The following is a 22,790-nucleotide window of genomic DNA, read 5'->3' as shown; positions in this document are numbered from 1 at the left end:
GGCCCACGACAGTGTCACCGGGCCGGCGGCGAGCCGGGCCCGCAGCGCGGCGCCGGTCTCCCGCGTGACCGTGATGCCGGGCGTCGTGTTCGCCACACCGAAGAACGGGTTGAAGTAGAGCCGGCCGGGCGCGTCCTGGTCGAAGATGATCGCCTTGACGTCCAAGCCGGCCGCGGCGGCCAGCACCGAGGGGATCTGCCCGGTGGACGAGACCCGCGCCAGCGCCGCCTTGCCGGCCGCCTGGGGAAGGCGCGCCGCGATCTCGGCGTTGGTGCCGCTGCCCACGTCGACCAGCTCGGCGGAGCCGGTGCCGTCGAGTCGTCCGCTCCTGCCGGTCAGCTCCACCGGGATGGTGTCCCCGCCGGCGACGCGGAGCTTGAGGGCGGGGGCGTAGCCGCGCCAGAGCGTGTCGAGCGTGAACGTGCCTCGCTCCACCGGCTCGGTCGGCACCGCGTAGTACTCGTCGACCAGCTCGGAGGTCGACATCGACCTGCTCAGCACATTCCCGTTCCAGGTCCGTCCGTAGCCGACCGCGCCCGCCCGGACCTCCATCTCCCGGGCACCGTTCACGCGGTATCGCGACCCCTCCCGGGCGTCGAGCACCAGCGTGGTGTCCCGGGTCAGCTCGAACTCGGGCTCTCCCGCGAACGTGACCGACTGAACCGGTGCCGCCGCGCCGGTCGTGCCCTCGTCGCTGGTGGCGATGGCCGAGGCGATCGAGTATGTGCCGGGGCGCAGCTGGTATGTCACGTCGCTGCCGTTGAGGAACTGCCGGGTGCGCGCGTCGATGTCGAGGTTGACGATGTCGAGGAAGCTCCGGCCCGAGACGGCCGGAACCCCTCTGCGGTCGAGCACCTTGACGGTGAGCGTGACCGTCTCCGGCGCGAGCCAGAAGCCGACCGGGGTGGTCACCGACTCACCGGCCGAGGTGGTGGCGACGACCCGGCTACCGAACTCGCCGTACTCCCCGTCGAGGACCGGGAGCTTCGGCTTGACGCTGATCTGGGCGGTGGCGTTGCCGTGCGCGGGCACGGTGAGCTTGTGCGTTTCCAGCGTGAGCATCCCGCCGGGCGCCTTGCCGGTCGTCCTGCCCGACCACGTCCCCCAGCCTCAGGTCAAGCGTGACCGCAGCGTCCCCGGTGTTGGTGTAGGTCAGGTCCTTCGTGACGCTGGCCTGGTTCTGGTGCGGCCAGTCGAAGACGCCGAGGTTGGTCGTGCCGGGTCCGAACACCGTCTGGTCCAGCAGGTTCGCCACGTCCACCACGCCGGCGCCCTGCTCGTACACGTCGCCGGTGGCGTTCGGGCGGACCGCGGAGATCAGCGCGGCCTTGCGCTGCTGCGGGGTCCAGTCCTTGTGCAGCTGGGTGAGGATCGCCGCGGCGCCCGCGAAGTGCGGGGAGGCCATCGAGGTGCCCGACATCGCGACGTACGGGGTGTCGCCGGGCTGCCCCGAATCGGCCGCCATGATGCCCACACCCGGCGCGGCGAGGTCCGGCTTGAGCCGGTGGTCGGCGCCGAAGGTCGGGCCGCGGCTGGAGAAGTTGGCGGTCGCGAGGTCACGATCGACGGCCCCGACAGCCAGCACTCCGGGCGCGCAGGCGGGCGAGCTGACCGTCTCGCGCCGCCCGCTGTTGCCGGCGGCGACGACGAAGAGAGCGTCATCGGAAAAGCCGACAGCACGATGCCGATCGCCACCGCGAAGCCCATCTGCTGCAGCAACGAGATCGGCGCGAGCATCAGCACCCCGAACGTCCCGGCAAGGATCAGCCCGGCCGCCGCGACCGTCGGGCCGGCGTGTTCCACTCCGATAGCGGCCGCCTCGTGCGGCTCGTTGCCCTCCCGCGCCTCCTCACGAAGTCGGGCGATCATCAGGATGTTGTAGTCGGTCCCGATCGCCACCACGAAGAGGTAGAGGATGATCGGCAGCTGGAAGGTGATCCCGGGCTTGTCCTGCAGCCCTTGGAAGAGATAGACCGTGGCGCGCCGCGGTGCCGGTTGCCGGGTGCAGACCTGGGTCGTCTTGCCGTCGCGCGGGAGGCGCCGGCGCCTGCTCCGTTTTGAGAATCTTCAGCAGGTGTGATGCCCTGGTGTTCGACACGGTGTGGCCGGCGACGCGCAACGCCTCGGCCAGCGCTGCGCGGGTCAGTGGCCGCCCATGGGTGGCGAGCCGTTCGCGGACGCGCCTTGCCGCGGGAAGCAGCTCGTCAACACCGATGGAGCTGTGAGCTGGCCGTCTGCGCCGCGGTGGTCTGTGCCGGTGGCCCGGTCCGCCGGCATCGCGATGGTCCGGTCCGCCGGGACGGCGGTCCCCGGTGGGCGGGTGGACGGTCCGCGTGGGGACGGTCCGGTCCACGGCGGGTGCCTCGCCGTCCGGGCCGTCCTGCGATGGAGTGCCGGCCCTGTGCTGGTCCGCCGGGTGGGCGGTGGGCGAGGCGGCACCGGTCCGGCTGCTGTCGGACGGCGCGTTGGTGTAGCCGAGGGCGACCTTGACCATGACGAGGAACCCGAGCGCGGGCACAGCTGCGGCGATCCAGCCGATCAGTGACGGCTCGGCCTCGACAACCTGCGCGGCGAGGGACAGAGCGACCGCGCAGGTCAGCACACTTGCCGGGAACACCGCCGAGGTGCGGGCGCGTTTGCGGCGGCGCAGCTCCAGCCCGGAGGCGATGGACATCAGTTCCAGGACGATCGCGTCGGCCCAGGCCAACCAGCCTGGTTGGCCGTGGGCGGCGGCGACGTTGTGGACGTGGGTGAAGCTGGCAGCTCCAGCTGCCCCACCGATAGCAAGCATGATCACGATCTGGACGCCGCCCTCGACCCGGCTGGTCCATCGGCCAGCGTCGGGGTCAGGTACCGGTGAGGTCGTGGCGGACCACCTCCCCGGACCGGTCCACGGCGACGGCTGGTCCGCCAGCGATGGAGAGCGCGACAGATGGGCGGACGGTCCCGGCGACGCGGTCCGGGACCGTGACGAGAGGGGACCAGGCGCGGGTCGCGCACCGGCCACAGCGGGCGCGGGACGATACCTCTCCCCCGCGGCCGCCGGCACAGTCCGACAGTCTCACGGGTCTGTCAGGGGCGGCGCACCGGACGCTGACAGACCAGTGAGAGCGGCCGGATATTGCTGTCCCCCGCGCAGGCGAGGTACCGTCCGCGCCCGCCTGGCTGCGGCCGCGCATCACGCCACCTCACCGGCGTGACGCGGGAGGTCAGCGACATACACAGCCAGGTCGACCAGCCGCCGCCGCTGCCCTCCCCCGCCAGCCACGGCCCATACCGCCTCAGCAGGACACAGCCCCGCAGAGGCGGCCTGGTCGCGGGACCCGGTGGCGACCGGCACCGGTGGCGGCGTGTCGGCGAGCAAGCAGCGCAGGTTGGCCTCTCGGGCGGAGGAGTGCAGCCAGAACAGCACCGGCCACACCCGCCCGATCGTGGCGAACAGCTCCCGGTAGCCGCCCAGCTTGCCGGTCAGCACCGCGAGCGGCTCACCTCCGGTGTCGTACTCCAGAAACAGCGGAACCGTGAGGCCGTCCTCGGCCCACAGGCCGTAGCCGTCCGGGCGGACCCGCGGCTGGTAGGCGCGCACCAGGCCCGGATCCTGCAGACGGGTAAACGTCCCGGCGCGTAAGCACGCCGCCTCCGGCAGCCACTCGATAAGGTCAGTGCCGGGCTGGGTGCGGGCGTAGCCGGCCAGGTCGGTGAAGAAGCCGTTCACCCCGAGGCGGTGCGCCAGGCTGCGGCTGGACGTCCACCGCCGCCGCTCGGCACGGGCGTGGTCGCGCCGGGGTGGCCGCTCGTCACGGCCGGCAGCGACCACCTCTGCGCCGAGCTGGTCGATGACGTAGTGGTACGGGTACGAGCCGCCGTCGGCGCGCTGCGGCCGGAACCGGGCCACCAGCCGCAGCCGGTGCAGCGTACGCAGCCGGCGCTGACAGAAGTCCAGCGACGGAAACAGGGCGTGGGCGATCTGGAACGAGGTCAGCACCCCATGGTCGTAGAGCCAGCCCAGCAGCACCCGGTCCCGGTCGGTCAGCTGCGACTGCACCCGCAGAACCGGGTCATCCACCAGCCACCACCTCCTCCCCATGTGAATGCGGCTCCCCAGGGGGAGAGACCCGAGACCAGAGGGGTCTGTCGCGGGACAACCAGACGGTCCTGACAGACGGCGTGACCTGCGGTGTGAGAGGCAATTGGGGGTCAGTACGGGGGTCCGGCTGAAGACTGACGCCAACAGGGACGTCAAGCCTGACCCCCGAACGTGGGTCAAGCGGGGAACTGTCACCGCCACCGGTCATGGCGGCGATCGAAAGTACTCGGGAGAACAACGGAACTCCTTGTCGTGTCGAAGATGGGGTCGGCGCCGACGGTGCGGCACCGGGCGGAGCGGCGAGCCCCGCCCCGTCGGGACCGAGAGGCCCTACATCGGGCAACTGACGACCCGGGGACACGCCGGACCCGGCGGCCCGAGGTGGGGCAGGTGTGTGGAGATGTACGGAACCCGCCGTCCCGTTATTGGGGCGGCTATGCGGACGAGGTCAGCACCCGCCGCCGCAACCGTGACCTGAACGGCCGCGTACGGGAGATGCTCGGACAATGGCGAAGCGAGACGGCCGGGTCATGCCAGGAGGGCACCTGGGCGCGCCACGACGGGCAGGGCGGCACCTACGGGCTCACGCGCCGCAAGCGACGGCGGCCGGCTCAACTCGCCGGGAGAAGATCCTTCATCGCGGCCCTCCTGTCGCTCCTTCGGCGCCCAGTCGACGGGCCGGCTCAAGGCCGGGCCACAACGACAGCGAGCGCCCCTACGGAGCGTCCACGCATTGACCGATATGGCCCGGCGAACGAGACCGCCGCACGGGGAACGTGTATCCAGTACCGCTCGGCCGCGGTCCGCTGTCAAGGGCATTCCTTCGTAGCAACCTGACGCACGGTCTCGCGCCGCCAAGTCGATGTTGCTGGAGTGCGCTGAGCCACCCGGGCCAGGACCTGTTGGTCCGTCAATGGTCCTTGACGTCCGCACGGCGCGAGTGTGTCGCCTCTGCCGCGACGCTCTGCACGGCGTCGCCAGACCCGATGGCGCCTACGTTGCGGTGGCCATCCGTTGCCGGCCGAGCAGGAGGGGCAACTCGTGATCAACGCGGTGTTGTTCGACGTCGGCGAGACGATCGTGAACGAGACGCGGGAGCACGGCACCTGGGCGGACTGGCTTCGCGCGGTGTGGTTGGGCACGGCGGCGGCGCTGGTCACCCCGAGCTTCGGCGTCGGCAACCTCAGCATCGGCATGCCGCATGCCGAGTCCTTCACCAACGAGGTCGGCTCAGTCACCGGCCAACGGATGATCGAGACGCACGACCCGAGGGGAGCCGTCGCACCCGCTGAGATCCTGGCCGCCCCCGGCCCGGCCGACCAAGTGGTGGCCGCCGCCCGTACCGTGTCCGGGGTGGCCGAGGTGGGCGAGCCGGAGCGCTCGCCGGACGGCCGCTGGGTGCGTATCGCGGCGGTCCTGGCCCACACGCCAGACAGCGCGCAGCGCTGGACACCGTCGATATGGTGATGGGCGCGCCGCCCGCTACGCGTTCGCCACGCTCGCCGGCTCCGGCGGGACCTGCCGCCCCCTGGCCGGCCGCTCGTCGCCGTGGCCCGGCCACCACGCCCGGTGCCCGATCAGAGCGGTCAGGGCGGGGACGAAGAACATCGACATGACGAACGCCGACAGCACGATGCCGATCGCCACCGCGAAGCCCATCTGCTGCAGGAACGAGATCGGCGCGAGCATCAGCACCCCGAACGTCCCGGCAAGGATCAGCCCGGCCGCCGCGACCGTCGGGCCGGCGTGTTCCACCCCGATAGCGGCGGCCTCGTGCGGCTCGTTGCCCTCCCGCGCCTCCTCACGCAGTCGGGCGATCATCAGGACGTTGTAGTCGGTGGGCAAAGCGGCGGCGCCCGGGTACGGCGGCTTGCCCTCCTGGAACAGACCGTGCCGCGTACCTCGGTCTTCCCCATGACCACTCATCAGAACAGCCCGTCGGACGTTCTCAACGACGTCGATGATCCGGGGTCCTCTGTCAGCCCGCCAGTCGGACATAATCCGAGGTGTGCGCGACTGACGTGTAACACCACGGATCGACCCGGAGGGAGAAGGTCATGCCCCCGTACTCCCAGGACCCGGACGGCGAACTGCCGTTCGTCGACGAGCACCAGGTGCTCGTGTCGGCCCCCGCCTCGGCCGTGTGGCGTGCTCTCACCACGCAGATCAACCGCTCCCAGCTCGCTGGCGCCAGCGCCGGCGCCTACGGGCACCTGGTGGCCGCCGAACCCCGACGAGCCTCGGGGAACCTCCCCGACGAAGGCGCGACGCTGCCCGGATTCAGGGTCGCGGAAGCCGTGCCCGGACACCTCCTCCGGCTCGTCGGCCGCCACCGGTTCTCCCGGCACGCGCTCGTCTTTACCCTGGTCCCCCAGTCCGACGGGACGCTGCTCAGCGCCCGCACCGACGCCGAGTTCCCCGGCCTTCACGGACGGGTCTACCGCCTGTTGGTCATCGGTTCCGGCGGGCACCGCGTCCTGCTGGGACGCCTGCTCCATGCCGTCCGTCGCCAGGCCGAGGGCGAGAGCAGCCGTTGAGCGGCGACACCCGAAAACCACGGCGTCGGGTGCCGGAGCACCAGCACGGTTCCCACAGTGGAGACTTCTGGACCGGGACGTCACCTACCTCTGAGCAGTTGGAGTTCTCATGACAGTCGGCATTCCCGCACCGCTCGTCGCTGGCGGAGGCCAGGTGCTCCAGCTGTGCACACGGCACGGTGAGGCGGCAGCCCGGTACAAGCGGGTGCTGTTCAAGTCGAAAATGCCGCCGTGGACCTACCTGCTCATCCCGTTCGGGCTGCTGCCGTTCGCGATCGTCGTTACCGTGCTGGAGAAGCGGGTCAAGGCGCCGGCGTGGCCGTTCTGCGCGGGCTGCGCCAAGATGCGTACCGGCCGACTGCTCACCGGCATCGGCGTGGTGGCCTTCGCCATCCTGGCCGCGCTCCTCCTCGCCGCCGTGGCCCCTCAAGGTGCGTCGTACGTCGGTCCGATTGTGCTGATGTTCGTGGCGCTTCTCGTCGTGGGGCTGCTACTCGCCGCGAACGCGGCGTGGCCCGTCATCGCTTCCGGACACGTGTCGCGCGACGGCAGTGCGGTCGAGGTACGAAAGGCACACCCCCGATTCGCCGACCATGCCGCAGCGCTACAACAGTGGGTCGCGCAGCAGCAATGGGCAGCGCAGCAGCAGTGGGCCGCGCAGCAGGGCTACCCCCAGCCGCAACACGGGCAACCGCAGTACGCCCACCCGCAGTACCCGCCACAGCAGTACGCACCGCCGCAACACCCGCAGCAGCAGCAACAGGACGGCCTCGGCGGACCCACACCCTCCTGACCGGGACGTGGGACGATCTTGCCCTTGCGTTTCTCGCGGCTGTTGCTGCTGGTATCCGCCGTCACCGGTGTGGTGTCCGTTCTGGCGGCGCTGTTCTCCATGGGCCAAGCGTCATTGCGGTACGGCCTGGTCATGCTGCTCTCGGTGGTGGCATACCTGGTGGTGGCGGGCCCGCGACGCCCGCCCGGTCTAGGGCCATCCGAGATCCTGTTGGCGTGAAGCCCTGATCCGGGCGGGACCAGTCGTGCGCAGGATCGCTGGCCTGTGCTCGGTGAGGTGCCCGTGGCGGGTGCTACTGCCGAGGTCTCGGAACCCGGGGCGAGCGTCCGCGAAGGTCCATAGCCTGGCAAGCAGGAGCACGTCGGGGAAGCTGTCGGAGGACACCGTGACCAAAGCAGTCAGGGACGCTCTTGAGGGTGTCAGTGAGATCGAGCTGACCGTGACCGGCCGGAGGACCGGACGGCAGATCTCGCGCCCCGTGTGGTTCGTGCAGGAGGACGAGAGCATCTTCCTGGTTCCGATAACCGGCTCGGACAGCCAGTGGTACAGAAACGTACGACAGACACCGATGATCCAGGTGTCCTCGAACGGGATGGCGTTGAGCACGAGCGCCACCCCGATCACGGACGCCGACCGGGTCGACCACGTCGTGGACATGTTCCGCGAGAAGTACGGCGCGGATCAGGTGGAGGCGCACTACCCGAAGCACGACGTCGCCGTCCAGGTCTCGCTCATGTAGCCCGCGGTACCCGGCGAGCGCCACCGCGATGGCGTCGGACCAGATCAGGGCCAGCAGCAGCGCCACCCCGACCCCGAGGTCGAACGCCCCCACGTCGTGAACGAAGTGCTCGCTGGGCGCACCGGGGAGCCGGCCCGGAGGCCGGCTCCCCGCAGCAGACAGCGGTCAGGGCTACTCGTTCACCCGGCGGACGTCGACCTCGACGTCGATCCCGTGCTCGATGAAGACGTCGACAAACCGCTTGCCCCACTCCACCGCATCCTCCTTCGACCGCACCTCGACGAGCCCGAACCCGGCGATGAGCTCCTTGGTCTCGGTGAACGGCCCATCGGTGATGGTGGTCTTGCCCTTGGTGGCGGTGATCCGGGCCGACTCCTCGCTGCTCTTGCACAGCCCCTCGGCGGCGAGCAGGATGCCGGCCTTGGCGACCTCCTCCATGTAGGCGCCCATCGACTTCATGAACTCGGGGGTCGGCTCGAAGTTGCCGGGGACCTTCTCATCCAGTTTGTGCATCATCATGAAACGCATTTCAGTGGTTCCTTTCGGTAAGGGTGTGCACGGAAACTGCGGTGAGCCAGCCGAAGATGAAGACCGAGCCCAGCGCCAGCCGGACGCTGATGCTGTCCTGGTCGGGCCAGGCCATGACGACGACGGTCGCCAGGGCGCAGAGCACCGAGAACAGCGCCCAGCCCCGGGCGCCGAGCCGCAGGTACCGCCGGGCGAAGACCAGGCAGGCGATGGTCAGCGACCCGAAGGCCAGCATCGCCCCGACGCCGTGACCGACGGCGTGCCAGCTCAACGAGTCGGGCGAGCCTTCGGGCGCGCCGGCCGGCCAGCCCATGCTCGGGTCGGAGGGCATCGCCCCGGCGACGATCAGGCCGACGCCGAAGACCGCCACCAGCGCCGGGCCCCACGTCCCGGCCACCGACCCCCGCAGCACCCGTCGCAGCCCGGCGGCGCCGGCCAGGGCCAGCAACCCGGTGAGTACGAAGTTGGCGACCTGAATCCAGCCCAGCTCGCCGAGGGCGAGCAGGCTGAGCGGCTGCCGGCTCAGGTCGAACCCGTCCCGGGTGAGCACCTGCGCCGTCGCCACCACCCCGAACACCGGCCCGGTGGCGATCCCGGCGCCGAGCAGGGTACGGGTCGACACGGCGCCGGTGACCCTGGCCCGCGGCATCGTCGTACTGGTCATCTCGATCTCCTCGTCATCGGCTCTCACTGACGCGTCGATCGGGTCTGCCGGGATCCGACATCACCTCTCAAGATTTTTTCTGGCGGTCGCAGGCGGCGGCGCGATCGAGCAGCAGCGCCCGCTCCCGGGCGTTGCCCGTCAGGGAGGCGGCACGCTCGAATTCCGACCGGGCCTCGTCGTGGCGGCCGAGCTTGTCGAGCAGGTCGCCGAGCACGCTGGGCAGCAGGTGGTAGCTGGCGAGGGCCGGTTCGTCGGCGAGGGCGCGGGCCAGTTCCAGCCCGGCGGCCGGGCCGTCGGCGAAGGACACCGCGACGGCCCGGTTGAGTTCGACCACGGGCGAGGGCACGAGCCGGGCCAGGTCTGCGTAGAGGGTGGCGATCCGCGTCCAGTCGGTCTGGTCGGGGGTACGCGCCCGCGCGTGGCAGGCGGCGATCTCGGCCTGGAGGGCGTACGGGCCGGGGGCGCCGCCGACTGCTCGGGCCCGGTCGAGGGCGCCGAGCCCGCGGCGGATGAGCAGCTGGTCCCAGCGGCTGCGGTCCTGGTCGTTGAGGAGGACGGGCTCGCCGTCGGGGCCGGTGCGGGCGGCGGTGCGGGAGGCCTGGATCTCCAGCAGCGCGGTCAGCCCGTGCACCTCGGGCTCGTCGGGCATCAGTCCCTGCAGGATGCGGGCCAGGCGCAGGGCCTCCGTGCTGAGCGCCGGGCGCATCCAGTCGTCGCCGGCGGTGGCCGAGTAGCCCTCGTTGAAGATCAGGTAGATGACCTCCAGCACGGAGTCGATCCGTTCGGCGCGTTCGGCGAGGCTGGGGACCTCGAACGGCACGTGCGCGGTGGCGAGGGTCTGCTTGGCGCGGGTGATCCGCTGGCCGACGGTGGCCTCCGAGGTGAGGAAGGCGCGGGCGATCTCCTCGGTGGTGAGGCCGCCGAGCAGCCGCAGGGTGAGGGCGGCCCGGGCGATCGGGGAGAGGACCGGGTGGCAGGCGACGAAGATCAGCCGCAGCAGGTCGTCCTCGATGTGTTCCTCGAACGCGGCGTCGAAGTCGGGGATGAACTCGTCGGCGCCGAGGTCGCGGCCCAGTTCGGCGACCTTGCGGTCCTGGGTCTGCCGGCGGCGCAGCGCGTCGATGGCCCGGCGCTTGCCGACGGTCATCAGCCACGCGCCGGGGTTGGCCGGTACGCCGTCGCGCGGCCACGACTCCAGCGCGGCGACCAGGGCGTCCTGGGCCAGCTCCTCGGCCTGACCGACGTCGCGGACCAGCGCGGCGAGGCCGGCGATCACCCGGCCGGATTCCATCCGCCAGACCGCTTCGACGGTGCGGCGTACCTCGGACTCCCCCATGGCCACTCATCAGAGCAGCCCGGTCCGACGTTCTCAAGGAAGTAAAGAGTTCTTGACATCGCGTCTGCTCACCTTGACACTGACGATGTCAAAGATTCTTTACCCCGGGAGGTTCGGTGGCCTTCGAAGAGAAGCGCGCCTGGATCATGGCGCTGGTGTCGGTCGCCGCCTATGGCGCGTACGTGATGGTGGTCCTCGGCCGCGCGGACGGTGACCCGCTCGCGGACGTCCCCTACGCGGGCCCGCTGCTGACCACGGTGGCCGCGGCGATCGTGGCGTCGATCGTCCTGAACATCGTCGTCTCGATCGTCTCGCCCGAGGGCGCCAACGAGAAGGACCAGCGGGACCGGGAGATCCACCGGCTCGGCGAGTACATCGGCCAGTCCTTCGTGATCGTCGGCGGGGTCGCAACCCTGGCGATGGCCCTCGCCGACTGGGACCAGTTCTGGATCGCCAACGTCATCTACCTGTGCTTCACGCTGTCGGCGGTGGTCGGCTCGGTCGCGAAGATCGTCGCCTACCGGCAGGGATTCCAGTCGTGGTGAAGCCGACCCGGATCACCAACGCCATCCGGGCGCTGCGCTTCGCCCACGACGAGATGACCCAGGCCGAGCTGGCCCGCCGGGTCGGCGTGACGCGGCAGACCGTCATCGCCATCGAGCAGGGCCGCTACTCACCCTCGCTGGAGATGGCCTTCCAGATCGCCGCCGTCTTCGGCGTACCCCTCACCGACGTGTTCCAGTACCCGCAGGAGGAATCGTGAGAGCCATCGTCCAGGACCGGTACGGCCCGGCCGACCTGCTCCGCCTCGCCGACGTCGACCTGCCCACCGCCGGCGCCGGCCAGGTGCTCGTGCAGGTCCGCGCCGCCGGCGTCGACCCCGGCGTCTGGCACCTGATGACCGGCCTGCCCTACGCCGTACGCCTCGGCTACGGGCTGCGCCGCCCCCGCAACCGGGTCCCCGGCCTGGACCTGGCCGGCGTGGTCAGCGCCGTCGGGCCCGGCGTCACCGGGTTCACTCCCGGCGACGCGGTCTACGGCACCGGCGCCGGCAGCTTCGCCGGGTACGCCCTCGCCCCCGCCGACCGGCTCGCCCCGAAACCCGCCAACCTCACCTACGCCGAGGCCGCGGCCGTCCCCGTCTCCGGGCAGACCGCGCTCACCGCCGTCCGCGACGCCGCCCGGGTACGCCCCGGCCAGTGGGTCCTCGTCATCGGCGCCGGTGGCGGCGTCGGCTCGTACGCCGTCCAGCTCGCCCGCGCGGCCGGCGCGCACGTCACCGGCGTCTGCGGGCCCGGCAAGCTCGACCTGGTCCGCTCCCTCGGCGCGGACGACGTCGTCGACTACACCCGCGCCGACCTCCCCGACCAGCGGTACGACGTCGTCGTCGACACCGCCGGCAACCGGTCGCTGTCCCGGCTGCGCCGGGTGCTCACGCCGAAGGGGACACTCGTCCTGGTCGGCGGGGAGGCGAACGACGGGAAGTGGTTGCAGGGCTTCGACCGGCAACTGCGGGCGTTGGCGCTGTCACCCCTCGTCGGTCAGCGGCTGGTGCCACTGGTGGCCAAGGAGAGCACGGCGAATCTGGTGGCGTTGACGGAGTTCATCGAGGCCGGGCAGGTCCGGCCGGTGGTCGACCGGACCTTCTCGCTGGCCGAGGTGCCCGACGCCATCCGGCACGTCGAGGCCGGGCACGCGACCGGCAAGGTGGTCGTCACCATCTGACCAAGCATCTGTGAGCGTCACTGCGGCGGTTCTGGGTGGACTGCCATCAGGATCGGTGGCGGCGCATCGAGTGACTCGCCACGGATCTGGCCGCGGTTCGGTCCGAACCCTCGAAGGAGCACGAGGCCGTATGCCCATGTTGGCAGAGGTGGTAGACCCGTCATCGGGATCGTGGCATCCAGGGTGCGACGGCGACTGGAACCACTTCTTTCACCGATACAACGGCTGCTCCATGGTGGGATCGGCAGCGACCGCGTCGAGGAGCGGGTCAGCGATGAGCTGGTTGACCAGCAGCGCACCGGCAGCGATCCCGGCCCAGTGCGGATCGGCGTCCAGGGCAACGCACCAGGCGTGATCGGCAGGCCAGACGAACGCCGGTTCCACCGCATCGAGCCGGCACTGCCCCGGCCACGCCTCGGCGGTGTCCCACGTGCCGATCTCGGCCAGAGGCCCACGGAACAGCCAATACGCGCGGTGGGGCACCTCCACCTTCGGCGCCTGCAGGACCGAGGGCGAGGCACCGGACGTCGGTGCCAGTCCCGGCCGGGCGGCCGCCCGCCCGATCTGGTCCTCCAAGTTGTCGACGCCCGCGTACGCGGCATCGTCGTCGGTGACAGGCCCGGCGTTGGCGAAGCCTTCCCAGACACAGAAGTAGCAGTCGTCCGGGGTGGTGGTGCAGGCCGCCAGTAGCTCGAACAGCCTCGGCAGCTGATCTGTGCGCCAGTCCTCGGCCTCCACGTCGTTCTCGCTTTGGCCCGGGCGTACCGGATCAGGCAAGAGCCGAAGCCGCCCGTAGGCGTCCAAGCCGGCAGGGCCGAAGCACACCACCTGCTGCCACGGCAGGGTGGTGTGGACGATCCAGTCGGCGGCCGCCAAGTCCGAGCAGAAGGTGAGAGTCACCGTCCAGTTCTATCGCCAAACCCGTTCGGCCGCATCAACCACGCCAGGCATCCCCGCGTCGAGGAGCCGGGTCATTGTGACGGCCGCCGCAGCATCAGCAGCCGCAACCTGGCACGACAGGCACACTCCCGGCTCAGGCCCACTGTCCGCGGGCCGAACATGTTGGACTCGCCACTGGAGTGCACTCAATCCGCACGACCGCGCGCCGAGCACCGCCGCGCGTCCGTCGCACCGTGACGCCCGGTCGGCGGCAGTTGAGCGCGTTGCTCCGCTCGTCGGTCAGAGTCGCTCCGCGCGGCGTGGCTGAACCTGGACATCAGCGAGAGGGATGATGCGGACGTGGCCGATGACAGCGGTTATCTGCTCGACAATCAGCAGGCGGAAGCGGGGACGCGTTTTGGCGCTCTGGCGGCGCTGTTCAACCCTTCCACGTTTCGGCACATCGACGCGCTCGGCATCGCGGGAGGCTGGCGGTGTTGGGAAGTTGGCGCTGGAGGCCCCAGCGTGCCGTCCTGGCTCGCCGCGCGCGTCGGCCCGGCGGGGCACGTGCTTGCCACCGACATCAACGTTTCGTGGATGACCGCTGCCGCCGACGCCGGCTACGAGGTCCGCCGCCACGACGTCGGTGTCGAGCCGCCGCCAGGGGGCGGATTCGACCTGGTGCACGCGCGCCTCGTCCTGGTGCACGTTCCACAGCGTGCCGCGGCGCTGGCCGCCATGATCTCGGCTCTGCGGCCCGGCGGCTGGTTGCTGGTGGAGGAGGCCGACCCGATGATGCAGCCGCTGGTCTGCCCGGACGAGTCGGGTCCGGCCCAGCGGCTGGCAAACAAACTCAAGCGCGACTTCCGCACGCTGATGGCTCAGCGTGGTGTCGACCTGTCCTACGGGCGCACGTTGCCTCGGTTATTGCGCGGCGCGGGACTCGTCGACGTCGAAGCCGACGCCTCCTTCCCGATGACCGGCGCTGCCTGCACCCTGCTGGAGCAGGCCACCGTGGCGCAGATCCGCGACCGCCTGGTCGCCGCCGGCCTGGCTACCAACGAAGAAGTCGACCGGCATCTCGACAACGTCGCGGCGGGGTTTCTCGATCTCGCCACCTCGCCCATGATCTCGGCCTGGGGCCGGAAGCCTGCTTGAATCGCTCGGAAATCCGTACGATCGTCCACCGGCACTGCTACGGGTCCCGCCCTCACATCCTCGTCTCGGCATGACAGCGCACGGCGCCAGGCGCTACCAACGCGCGGACAGCGGCAGAACCGGATACCTGCGCCACCGTGATCCGACTCAGGCAGCTCCGGTATCGACCCGACCCGATCAAACCGACGCGTAAACCGGAAGCAACTCCGCCAACCCGGCATCCTGCGACCCGACCAGTTGCGCATCCACAACGACCAGCCCAGCGATCAGCAGCCGAAGCTACGACCCGCCGTTGCAGTATTAATGGCGGGTTTCCGGATTCGCCCTTGATCATCTCGGTGGCCAGGGTGCATGCTGAGCCGGTGAGAAAGCTCTACGTCGCAGCGCACGTCTACATGATCCTCGGCCTGGTCAGCGGTCTGGCATACCGCGAGATCACGAAGATCGAGCACTACAGCGGTGACACGCAACTCGCTCTGGTGCACACTCACCTGCTCGCGCTTGGCATGTTGTTCTTCCTGATCGTGCTGGCGCTGGAGAAGCTGTTTACGCTGACCGCCAACCGCCGGCTGTTCGCCGGGTTCTTCTGGGTCTACAACGCCGGACTCGCCGTCACGATCGCCGCCATGATCGTCCACGGGGCGCTGACGGTATACGGCCGTGACAGCGGCGACGCCATCGCGGGCCTCGCCGGGCTCGGCCACATCGCGCTGACCGTCGGCCTGATCCTCCTCTTCGTCAACCTCGGCAAGCGCGTGCCCAGATCCGCAGACCTGAGCGCCGTATCGCCGAACGAGCAGAAGCCAGCAAACGCGGTGGGCCAGGGAGGCATCCGGCCAACAGCGCCAGCCGAAGACAGTCGCGTCCCGTAGGCGAACGAGCGTTCCGGGCAGTCAGACACGTGAGCTGTCGCGCATGCCATCGGCGCGCAGGCGGCGGATGGTCTACGGGGTGAGCCAGCGGCCGAACATCTCCCGGGCGACCAGCACCTGCGCGAGGTCCGCGGGTTCGCGGTCGCCGAGCGCGGCGGCGACCGCGCCAGTGAATGCAGTCCCGCTGGGACCACCTGAACTTCGACCACCGCTGGCGACCGAGACCGGCCCCGCTAGGTCACCTGCCGGCGATCACAGCGCCTACAGCGGTGAGCCGCAGACTTCGACGCGCTGAGCCCGGCCGCCCTGACCGCGGCATGAGAGGTTGCTGGCATCTGAGGCACCGCCTTGGCCTCAACATCGCATCTCCTATGGGATGACGCAGTCCCATGAGCCTGAGACCACGGCGCCTGGGCAGGTTCGCCGAAGAACGCTGTCCTCGCCGAGCACCGAGAACCCGTCATTACTGCCCGGCCAGAACAGGGCGACACGACGGCTACTTCCAGCCGCTTCGAGAAGGCGGTTCACCTCAGCGGCGGGCTCGACAGAGCAGTCCATCCATGGGTCTTCGGTTGCTGGAACTCCGGGCTCGTCCTCGGCGAACGCGTAGAGATTGAGCATCGTTCCGTTCACCCGCACTGAGTAGCCGGCCGAGCCCACTTCGAAGGGACCGGAGACAGTAGCGACTCGGAGTTCAACGCCACAGTCGTTTAGCGGCCCCGCCATATTGCCCAACCACGCCTCGACATCTCCATCGGCGAGATCCTCACCATCCGCACGCCAGGCGCCGCCAGCGGTCCACGTCACGTCTTCGCCGGAATCCAAGGCCCGGATCAGCGCGCGCTTCTGATCTTCGGAGGTACCCGACCACAACCCAGCGCCCTCCAGCGCATAGAGGAGTTCTTCGAACGGAGTCACGACGGTCATGATGCCCCAGCCACCGGCCCGGCCAAGTCCGCTGGCCCGCGTAGGCCCACCCCAACCGGCACTGACGGTGGCACGAAATAGGTTGGCGACATGCCCCGTCAGCGGCAGATCCGGATATTCGATCATTGCCGGGATGGACGGCCCGGCTCCAGCGATCGATGCTCGGGCCGTCCGCGTTGGACGGCGCCCACGAGTCGGTATCGGGCCTCAGCTCTCATCGTCGCCGATCTCGCGCAGCGTGCCGTCCGGCATCATGCGGTAGCGGCGTGGCGGTTTCATGTTCTGCAGGATTCGTTGCATCCTGGCCTCGCGTTCCGCCTGTTCCCGGCCGGTCGGGTCGGCGACCCGGAAGCCGTGCAAGTGAATATCGAACGGATCGATGTCGTCCGGGTGGGGACGGCCCTCGAGGATGAAACCGAACAGCGCGCGCAAGGCCTGCTCACCCAGGTCCAGTGGGTGGAAGGGAAGAGGGTACGGATCCTCGGAGAACATCGGCTCGACCGGATGCTCGCCCGCCCAGTACGGCAGCTCGAAGTCGTACGGTTCGCCGATGTCCTCCCCGATGCCGGCGTCCGGGGAGAGGCTCAGTGAGCGGACGAGCTCGCCGTTCTCCCACACCGCGAAGCACAGCCAATCGGAGGCCGAGTGCATTCCGTGCATGATGATCCTCCGGTCCGCTCCGGCCCAGAGCAGCCCGGCCGGCAGCTGCGACGGGAGATCGCAGACGAGCCGGAGGTCGCAGAAGAGCTCGGCGCCGGCGAGGACGGTCGCGTAGCTGGTGTCGTCCGGCGGATAGCTGTGGTCACCGACCGAGCCGTCGCCGATCGGTGTCACCTCGTAGCCGGGATGCAGCTCGCGCACGAGGTCGATGACCTCCGCCGGGTCCGACCGGACCGCTCCCCACAGAGCAGCGCGCAGATCACCCTCGGCGAAAGCCAGCAGTGCGGTCTTCGCGCCCATCGATCTCTCGCCTCCAGCGTAGATGATCACCGCAGACTACGGCGGCTCATCCTCGCCCCGGTAGAGGTGCTGCACGGTCCGCCCCCGCTCGACGCCGGTCGCAGCGGTATCCGCTCTTCGGCACGACCGCGCACCGGGCGCTGCCGCTCACATGTCACGTACCGTGACGCCGGTCGGCGGCACGACAGTACGTTTCTCAGGAGGCGTCGAACCATGGCTTGCCAGCTGCCCAGTGCCGTACCCACCCAGCAAACCCCGGGCTGGCGGTGGTGTAACCGAACTCCGCCCCGAATGGAACCGCGCCCTCACCGCTGATGTTCCAGATGTGGCCGCGATGTCGGCCGCTCACTATCAGGTGCCAATACATCCCACAGCCATCCGTGCCGAGCACGACCGATCCGTGGTTGAAGACTGGGTCGAGCAGCGGCTCGATCTCCTCGTATGGTCGGGGATCGTCCTCCCATAGCCACCCCTCAGTCAGCGGGAAGGGCGCGCTCAGGTTCCGGACCTGACGGCCGTCGCCCCAGTCGTCGGGCATCTCCGCGACGCCTACAAGGCCGTAGTCCGGCGGTCCGGAGAAGGATCCGTCCGTGATCTCGGCGACGAACGTCCGGTACGGCTCCGGCAGAACGGTGCCGTGCTCTGCTTCGTAGACGTGTACCCCTGCCCAGCCCAGAGCCGATTCGCCAGCGTCATCCACGCCGAAGGCGGTACGGAGCTCGATGAGGTCGTCCGGGTGGGCGTACTCGGTGTTCATGCCGCCGTTGATACCACGGTCTCTGCCTCACGGTGTACCGGCAGAGTCGACCGTCCTGCAGCGAATTCGACGGCCGCGCGACCAGCGGCTATGACAGGACGCCCGTCAGACGGGCGCCGTCGGTTGATGGGGACAATGTCGCTGTGAACGGGGACCAACTGATCGTGGCTGGCTACGTCCTGGCGGTGCCTGCACCTCGGCCACCCGGTCAGGAGCACGTGCTACCCGAGACGTTCCTGACGGTCAGCGACTGTCTCATGAGCGACCTGCCCCGACCGGAATTCTGGGATTGGTACGTCGACCGCCAGGAGGCGGAGCGTGCGCGGATCCGTGCCCCACGCGCCGAGATCGTGACAGTGGCCATGACCTTGGAAGACGCCCTCAAATCATGCCGGAGCAGGGAGGTCCGGAACAGCCGTACTTCGACCTGCTCAGGGCCCAATCCCGGCTCCCTCCAGGGGCGTCGGTGATCGGCTATGAGTTGGTTGGCGCAGAGGTGTCGTTGGACTTCCACTCGTGGCACTGCCACGGGTTCGCGACTGAGGCCTTCGACGAGCTTCGGGTGGAGCTCAACGAGTTTGGCTTGATCAACACCTACGAGCAGGCGACCCGAGTGTTGACGTGGATGCTCGGGCAGCCACCAGAGAATCAGCCTGCGCCGGTCGAATGGATAGTCGTGGCGCTTGCCCGGTCGTAGATCGCATCAGCGACCGCGCTGGGAGCCGACGTCCTCAATTCGGCACGAGCGCGCACCTGATCAAGCGGTGTGACGACCAACGGCACTGCGCGGGCTTAGAGCCGAACCCACTCTCCGAGTCGTTCGGCTGGAGCGCCATCGATGAAGGCAGCGATCGTCGCCGTTGCCTTGGTCACGCTGGAGACGAAGTCACCCGAGAATGTGCAGTCGTCGCCGAGCACCGGGACTTCGACGGTTTTCGTCGCGGGCAGCCCGCCATCCCCACGAAGAAGGCGGCAGTCGTCTGGGGACTCAAACAGGTGCATGACTGCGTAGTCCCCTCTGAACGAGAACGTCAACAGGGGGTAGTACGCCTCGACGCGGCGTACCTCCGTGTATCCCTCTCCGGCGCTCAGAAGGTGCTGGAGCCGGGACATGAAGCCGTCGACGTCAGACCGGGTTTCCGTGGAGGCCGGGTCGCCACTTCCAGGATCGGTCGCGATCCATGCCACGTCCATGTGTGTCTCCAGCAGGGGAGTCAACGCGTCGCACGCAGCGTCGCACACGAGCGCACAGAGAACGCTGTCTTCGGCATGTGCGTATGCCGGCCGAGTCAGCACTTCGTGACGCCGCGTAGCACGCGGAACGCGGCAGATCCGTGCATCTGTCACGGCCAGGGATGAGGCCGCAGAGACCGCTCCGGCGGACCGAACACAACCGCGCCGATGTACATTCCGCGTGTGGACCGCGTTCACCTTGCCCGCATCCTGCACCGGCCCGACAGCACCTGGCCCCAGTAATGCGAGTCGGCGAATAGCCAACGCTCGTCGTGCGGTGCCTCGGCGGGCGCGGGCTCGCCCGCGAAGTACGCCGCCAGCTCCGCGTCGCCTGCCCCGGCCAGCCAGCGCTGGGCCGCGCGCAGCGCCTCGGGGGGCGGCACCGGGCCGCACGGTCCGGCACGCCCAAGAGCAGCTGATAGCGCTGCATGAGCGGCCCCGGCAGGTCTGCGACCGGCCATAGGGTGCCGATCACGCATCCTGCGCCGGCTCGCAGGAAGCCTGCGGGCAGGTTGACCGTCTCGTTCGGCAGCCGCCGGACGTCGGTCACGGCCGTCTGGCATTCCCGATATCCGCCGCTTGCCACCGGATCTGATGACACCCTGAACGCGGGAGTGCGGTCGCGAGCCCAGGAGAGGCGGCATCGGGATCACGGTGAACGGCTTCTGATGCGTACCGCGTTGATCGTGTTGGCCGCGCTGGCGGCGGCCGTGGTCGTGGACCTGGTCTCCGGCGTGCTGATCCGCCGGGGTGCCCGTGGCCGCTACAAGTGGCTGCTGGAGCCGCTGCGGCACGCCTGCCGCCGCCCGGCGGCCGCGATCCTGCTGGTCGGGGCGCTGTACTACGCGCTGCCGCCCGGACCGGCCGAGTGGCAGCGTTATCTGCGGCACGCCATCCTGCTGGTCCTGGTCGCCGTCAGTGCGTGGCTGGTGATCAAGGCATTGCAGGTCGCCGAAGCGGTCGCGTTCAGCCGGCTGCCGAGCGATCCGGTCACGAGCCGGCGGGTCCGGCGGGCCCGGACCCAGATCCGCCCGGTGCGGCGGCTCACGGTGGCCGTTGTCACGGTCCTCGCGGTCGGCCTGATCCTGACCACCTTCCGGCCGGTACGCCTCTTCGGCATCTCCATTCTGACCTCGGCCGGGGTGGTCGGCGCGGTGATCGGCCTCTCCGCCCGAACCGCGCTCGCCAACGCGTTCGCCGGCATCCAGGTCGCCTTCGCCGACGGGCTGCACGTCGGCGACGCGCTGGTGGTGGACGGCGAATGGGGCCGGGTCGAGGAGGTGAAGCTGACCAACGTGGTGATCCGGCTCTGGGACGACCGGATGCTCATCCTGCCGACCACGTACTTCACCGAGCGGCCGTTCCAGAACTGGACCCGGAACGAGTCGCGGGTAATCGGCAAGATCCAGCTACATGTCGACCACACCGCCGACCTGGACGACCTGCGCCGGGAGGCACGCCGACTGGTCGAGTCCTCACCGCTGTGGGATCGAGACCGGTGGGTGCTCCAGATGGTCGACGCCACCCCGCAGACCGTGGTCATCCAGGTGCAGGCCTCGGCCGCGGACGGCGCCAGCGCCTGGGACCTGCGCTGCGACCTACGCGAGGGACTGATCCGCTACCTGCGCGACCAGCACCCCCAGTGGCTGCCCCGCACCCGCAGCCAGTACCAGCCCTGACCGGCGGGTCCGGCGTGGCCGCCCGGGCGCCGGTGCCCGGCGGTGTCGACCCGGCCGCTTGGCGGGTCGGCTGACCCCATGAACGCACTGATCTCGGCAGTACCGGGAGTGGAAGCAGACCGGTCACTGTCTGCCACGCGCGACCTGCGGCAGATGAGGGCACGTGATTTTGAACGTGGGCGGTGACTCGGCAGCTCGCGGTGTGCCCGGCCACCGACCGCGCCACTCAGCCGATCAGGCTCAATGCACGTTCGGCGAGGCCCGCAGGGGCGGTGGCCGGGGAACCGGCGTCGAACGGTGGTTCCGGGTCGTACTCGATCGCGAGCTGCACCGTCTGCGCCGTGACAGCGTCATTGGCCTCGGCCAGCAGCGTGAGGGCCATGTCGATGCCCGACGAGACGCCCGCCGCCGTGACGACCGTGCCGTCTACGACCACTCGCTCCCGCACCGGTGTGGCGCCGAAGTTCGCGAGGCGCTCGACCCAGCCCCAGTGGCTCGTCGCCCGATGGCCCGTCAGCAGGCCGGCGGCGCCTAGCAGGAACGAACCGCTGCACACGGAGGTCGTCCACCGGGCGTGCTCGTGCGCGCGGCCGATCCATCCGATCAGTTCCGGGTCGGACATTGCCTCGCGCGTGCCGGGGCCGCCGGGTACGAGAATCATGTCCGGACGCGGCACCTCGGCGAAGGCGGCGGTGGCCTGAAGGGTAAGGCTGCCCCGGTCATCGACGACCGGTCCCGGCTCGGCGGCCACGAACGTGACTGTGTAGCCCGGCGCGAAGGCCAGCACCGTGTACGGCCCGACGGCGTCGAGCGCGGTGAACCGGGGATAGAGGGGTATGGCGACGTGCATGATCAGCTTCCCTTCGTTTGGAACCGGCGGCGATAGTCGCCGGGGGAAATCCGCCAGTGCCGGCGGAAGACGCGGTAGAGGGTCTCCGGTGCGCCGAGGCCGCTGTCCTGGGCCACCCGGTCGAGGCAGTGGCCGGTGACCTCCAGCAGCCGCCGGGCCGTCTCGGCTCGGCTCCGTTCGACGTACCGGCCGGGTGACAGCCCGGTCTGATTGCTGAAGACGCGGGAGAAGTGGCGCTCGCTCATCCCGACGCGCCGGGCCAGGGCGGGCACGCTTAGGTCTTCGGTGGGATTGGCCTCGATGAACGCCTGTAGGTCCCGTAGTGGTTCGGTACGCGGGGCCGCGGCGCGCATCGGCGTACTGAACTGGCTCTGCCCACCGGGACGGTGCAGGTAGACCACGAGGCCGCGAGCGACGCTGCGGGCGAGCGCGTGGCCATGGTCCTCCGCCACCAGGGCGAGCGCAAGATCCACACCCGCGCTGACCCCGGCCGACGTCCAGACGTCGCCGTCCTTGATGTAGATCGGATCGGCGTCCACCTCGATGTCGGGATACCGCACACCGAGCTCGCCGGCCACCAGCCAGTGCGTGGTCGCGCGCCGGCCGGTCAGCAACCCTGCCTCAGCGAGAAGGAACGCGCCATTGCAGACCGACGCGACGCGCCGGGCATTACCGGCCAACCGAGCGATTCCAACGATCAGTTCCCGGTCGCCGAGGTGTTCCGGCACCGATGGCCCGCCGACGACCAGCAGCGTGCCGATCGGCCCGGTCACCTGGTCGAGCGCAGTCTGGGCCACGATGGTGATCGCGTTGCCGGCCGGTACGGCCCCGGCCCGTACGGCCGTCAGCTCCAGCCGGTAGCCGCGCTCTCCGGTCAGCAGGCTCGCGGTCGCGAACACATCGGTCGGGCCGGCCAGATCAAAGAGCTGGAAACCCGCAAAAGTCACCACCACAACGCGTCTGTGCACGCCAGTTATCCTGGCCAGCGACTCGATCTGGCGTCAACGACGCAGTTATTGCAGATTACACCAGCCGCGCGAGCGGACTCCCGAACCTGGGAGGTGTC

At 69.7% G+C, this 22,790-nt stretch carries 25 protein-coding genes and 3 pseudogenes; 13 read left to right on the top strand and 15 right to left on the bottom strand.

Going from position 1 to position 22,790, the window contains the following annotated elements:
• Positions 1-154: 154 nt before the first annotated feature.
• Positions 155-394: a hypothetical protein gene (locus SLP03_RS22530; protein ID WP_319462610.1), complete on the top strand. Its 240-nt coding sequence runs from the start codon at positions 155-157 to the stop codon at positions 392-394.
• A gap of 552 nt (positions 395-946) precedes the next feature.
• On the opposite strand, the pseudogene SLP03_RS22525 reads toward SLP03_RS22530, so the two are convergent.
• The 4 genes and pseudogenes from SLP03_RS22525 to SLP03_RS22510 all read right to left on the bottom strand — a co-directional run.
• Positions 947-1,612: pseudogene (locus SLP03_RS22525) on the bottom strand (S8 family serine peptidase); the annotation flags it as partial.
• Between the two features lie 98 nt (positions 1,613-1,710).
• Positions 1,711-1,920, bottom strand: a pseudogene (locus SLP03_RS22520) (MMPL family transporter); the annotation flags it as partial.
• Positions 1,850-2,791 (bottom strand): DUF2637 domain-containing protein, encoded by a 942-nt coding sequence (locus tag SLP03_RS22515; RefSeq protein ID WP_319462624.1) that lies wholly within the window; start codon positions 2,789-2,791, stop codon positions 1,850-1,852. The gene SLP03_RS22515 and the pseudogene SLP03_RS22520, both read right to left, overlap by 71 nt.
• 387 nt (positions 2,792-3,178) lie before the next feature.
• Positions 3,179-4,066 (bottom strand): replication-relaxation family protein, encoded by an 888-nt coding sequence (locus SLP03_RS22510; protein ID WP_319462609.1) that lies wholly within the window; start codon positions 4,064-4,066, stop codon positions 3,179-3,181.
• 1,062 nt (positions 4,067-5,128) lie between these two features.
• On the opposite strand from SLP03_RS22510, the pseudogene SLP03_RS31700 reads away from it, so the two are divergent.
• Positions 5,129-5,209 (top strand): annotated as a pseudogene (locus SLP03_RS31700) (haloacid dehalogenase); the annotation flags it as partial.
• Between the two features lie 360 nt (positions 5,210-5,569).
• On the opposite strand, the gene SLP03_RS22500 reads toward SLP03_RS31700, so the two are convergent.
• Positions 5,570-6,013, bottom strand: a complete 444-nt coding sequence (locus SLP03_RS22500) for an MMPL family transporter (RefSeq protein WP_319462607.1) — start codon at positions 6,011-6,013, stop codon at positions 5,570-5,572.
• Between the two features lie 131 nt (positions 6,014-6,144).
• Between SLP03_RS22500 and SLP03_RS22495 the strand changes: the two genes are divergently transcribed.
• From SLP03_RS22495 to SLP03_RS22480, 4 genes are all read left to right on the top strand, one after another.
• Entirely contained in the window at positions 6,145-6,624 is a 480-nt protein-coding gene (locus tag SLP03_RS22495) for a hypothetical protein (protein ID WP_319462606.1), read from the top strand.
• 109 nt (positions 6,625-6,733) lie between these two features.
• A complete protein-coding gene (locus tag SLP03_RS22490) occupies positions 6,734-7,417 on the top strand; it encodes a hypothetical protein (RefSeq protein ID WP_319462605.1) in 684 nt (227 codons plus the stop codon).
• Positions 7,418-7,441: 24 nt separating this feature from the next.
• Positions 7,442-7,636, top strand: coding sequence for a hypothetical protein (locus tag SLP03_RS22485; protein ID WP_319462604.1), 195 nt, complete (start codon positions 7,442-7,444; stop codon positions 7,634-7,636).
• Positions 7,637-7,661: 25 nt separating this feature from the next.
• Positions 7,662-8,156 (top strand): nitroreductase/quinone reductase family protein, encoded by a 495-nt coding sequence (locus SLP03_RS22480; protein WP_319462603.1) that lies wholly within the window; start codon positions 7,662-7,664, stop codon positions 8,154-8,156.
• A 171-nt stretch (positions 8,157-8,327) separates the two neighbouring features.
• Here SLP03_RS22480 and SLP03_RS22475 read toward each other — a convergent pair whose 3' ends face one another.
• The 3 genes from SLP03_RS22475 to SLP03_RS22465 form a co-directional block, all read right to left on the bottom strand.
• Positions 8,328-8,684 carry a YciI family protein gene (locus SLP03_RS22475; RefSeq protein WP_319462602.1) on the bottom strand — a complete coding sequence of 119 codons (357 nt, stop codon included), beginning with the start codon at positions 8,682-8,684 and terminating at the stop codon, positions 8,328-8,330.
• Between the two features lies 1 nt (position 8,685).
• Positions 8,686-9,348 (bottom strand): DUF998 domain-containing protein, encoded by a 663-nt coding sequence (locus tag SLP03_RS22470; protein WP_319462601.1) that lies wholly within the window; start codon positions 9,346-9,348, stop codon positions 8,686-8,688.
• 67 nt (positions 9,349-9,415) lie between these two features.
• Positions 9,416-10,684, bottom strand: a complete 1,269-nt coding sequence (locus tag SLP03_RS22465) for an RNA polymerase sigma factor (protein WP_319462600.1) — start codon at positions 10,682-10,684, stop codon at positions 9,416-9,418.
• 116 nt (positions 10,685-10,800) lie between these two features.
• On the opposite strand from SLP03_RS22465, the gene SLP03_RS22460 reads away from it, so the two are divergent.
• The 3 genes from SLP03_RS22460 to SLP03_RS22450 are packed head-to-tail and all read left to right on the top strand — an operon-like array spanning position 10,801 to position 12,409.
• On the top strand, positions 10,801-11,229 hold the full coding sequence (locus tag SLP03_RS22460; RefSeq protein WP_319462599.1) for a hypothetical protein: 429 nt from the start codon (positions 10,801-10,803) through the stop codon (positions 11,227-11,229).
• A 53-nt stretch (positions 11,230-11,282) separates the two neighbouring features.
• A complete protein-coding gene (locus SLP03_RS22455; protein WP_405434666.1) occupies positions 11,283-11,447 on the top strand; it encodes a helix-turn-helix transcriptional regulator in 165 nt (54 codons plus the stop codon).
• Positions 11,444-12,409, top strand: a complete 966-nt coding sequence (locus SLP03_RS22450; RefSeq protein ID WP_319462598.1) for an NAD(P)-dependent alcohol dehydrogenase — start codon at positions 11,444-11,446, stop codon at positions 12,407-12,409. Before SLP03_RS22455 ends, SLP03_RS22450 begins: the two co-directional genes overlap by 4 nt.
• A 210-nt stretch (positions 12,410-12,619) precedes the next feature.
• Here the strand turns inward: SLP03_RS22450 and SLP03_RS22445 are convergent, their stop codons facing one another.
• Positions 12,620-13,309 (bottom strand): hypothetical protein, encoded by a 690-nt coding sequence (locus tag SLP03_RS22445; RefSeq protein WP_319462597.1) that lies wholly within the window; start codon positions 13,307-13,309, stop codon positions 12,620-12,622.
• A gap of 339 nt (positions 13,310-13,648) precedes the next feature.
• On the opposite strand from SLP03_RS22445, the gene SLP03_RS22440 reads away from it, so the two are divergent.
• Positions 13,649-14,446 carry a methyltransferase domain-containing protein gene (locus SLP03_RS22440; RefSeq protein ID WP_319462596.1) on the top strand — a complete coding sequence of 266 codons (798 nt, stop codon included), beginning with the start codon at positions 13,649-13,651 and terminating at the stop codon, positions 14,444-14,446.
• A gap of 362 nt (positions 14,447-14,808) precedes the next feature.
• Positions 14,809-15,318, top strand: coding sequence for a DUF2871 domain-containing protein (locus tag SLP03_RS22435; RefSeq protein WP_319462595.1), 510 nt, complete (start codon positions 14,809-14,811; stop codon positions 15,316-15,318).
• A 369-nt stretch (positions 15,319-15,687) separates the two neighbouring features.
• Here the strand turns inward: SLP03_RS22435 and SLP03_RS22430 are convergent, their stop codons facing one another.
• From SLP03_RS22430 to SLP03_RS22420, 3 genes are all read right to left on the bottom strand, one after another.
• A complete protein-coding gene (locus tag SLP03_RS22430; protein WP_319462594.1) occupies positions 15,688-16,371 on the bottom strand; it encodes a hypothetical protein in 684 nt (227 codons plus the stop codon).
• 81 nt (positions 16,372-16,452) lie between these two features.
• Positions 16,453-17,205, bottom strand: coding sequence for a DUF6928 family protein (locus SLP03_RS22425; RefSeq protein WP_319462593.1), 753 nt, complete (start codon positions 17,203-17,205; stop codon positions 16,453-16,455).
• Between the two features lie 196 nt (positions 17,206-17,401).
• Positions 17,402-17,962: an SMI1/KNR4 family protein gene (locus SLP03_RS22420; RefSeq protein WP_319462592.1), complete on the bottom strand. Its 561-nt coding sequence runs from the start codon at positions 17,960-17,962 to the stop codon at positions 17,402-17,404.
• A gap of 388 nt (positions 17,963-18,350) precedes the next feature.
• On the opposite strand from SLP03_RS22420, the gene SLP03_RS22415 reads away from it, so the two are divergent.
• Positions 18,351-18,659 carry a hypothetical protein gene (locus SLP03_RS22415; protein WP_319462591.1) on the top strand — a complete coding sequence of 103 codons (309 nt, stop codon included), beginning with the start codon at positions 18,351-18,353 and terminating at the stop codon, positions 18,657-18,659.
• Positions 18,660-18,754: 95 nt separating this feature from the next.
• Here the strand turns inward: SLP03_RS22415 and SLP03_RS22410 are convergent, their stop codons facing one another.
• Positions 18,755-19,156 carry a hypothetical protein gene (locus tag SLP03_RS22410; RefSeq protein ID WP_319462590.1) on the bottom strand — a complete coding sequence of 134 codons (402 nt, stop codon included), beginning with the start codon at positions 19,154-19,156 and terminating at the stop codon, positions 18,755-18,757.
• Between the two features lie 707 nt (positions 19,157-19,863).
• Between SLP03_RS22410 and SLP03_RS22405 the strand changes: the two genes are divergently transcribed.
• The gene (locus SLP03_RS22405) at positions 19,864-20,874 is read left to right on the top strand and encodes a mechanosensitive ion channel family protein (protein ID WP_319462589.1); all 1,011 of its coding nucleotides are present in this window, start codon (positions 19,864-19,866) and stop codon (positions 20,872-20,874) included.
• 226 nt (positions 20,875-21,100) lie between these two features.
• Here the strand turns inward: SLP03_RS22405 and SLP03_RS22400 are convergent, their stop codons facing one another.
• Together SLP03_RS22400 and SLP03_RS22395 are read right to left on the bottom strand one after the other, a co-directional pair.
• The gene (locus SLP03_RS22400; RefSeq protein ID WP_319462588.1) at positions 21,101-21,724 is read right to left on the bottom strand and encodes a DJ-1/PfpI family protein; all 624 of its coding nucleotides are present in this window, start codon (positions 21,722-21,724) and stop codon (positions 21,101-21,103) included.
• A gap of 2 nt (positions 21,725-21,726) precedes the next feature.
• Positions 21,727-22,674, bottom strand: coding sequence for a GlxA family transcriptional regulator (locus SLP03_RS22395; protein ID WP_319462622.1), 948 nt, complete (start codon positions 22,672-22,674; stop codon positions 21,727-21,729).
• Positions 22,675-22,790: the final 116 nt, after the last annotated feature.

It is taken from the genome of Micromonospora sp. RTP1Z1 (assembly GCF_033804685.1).
Taxonomy (GTDB): Bacteria; Actinomycetota; Actinomycetes; order Mycobacteriales; family Micromonosporaceae; genus Micromonospora.
This window is presented reverse-complemented; position numbering and strand designations above follow the sequence as displayed.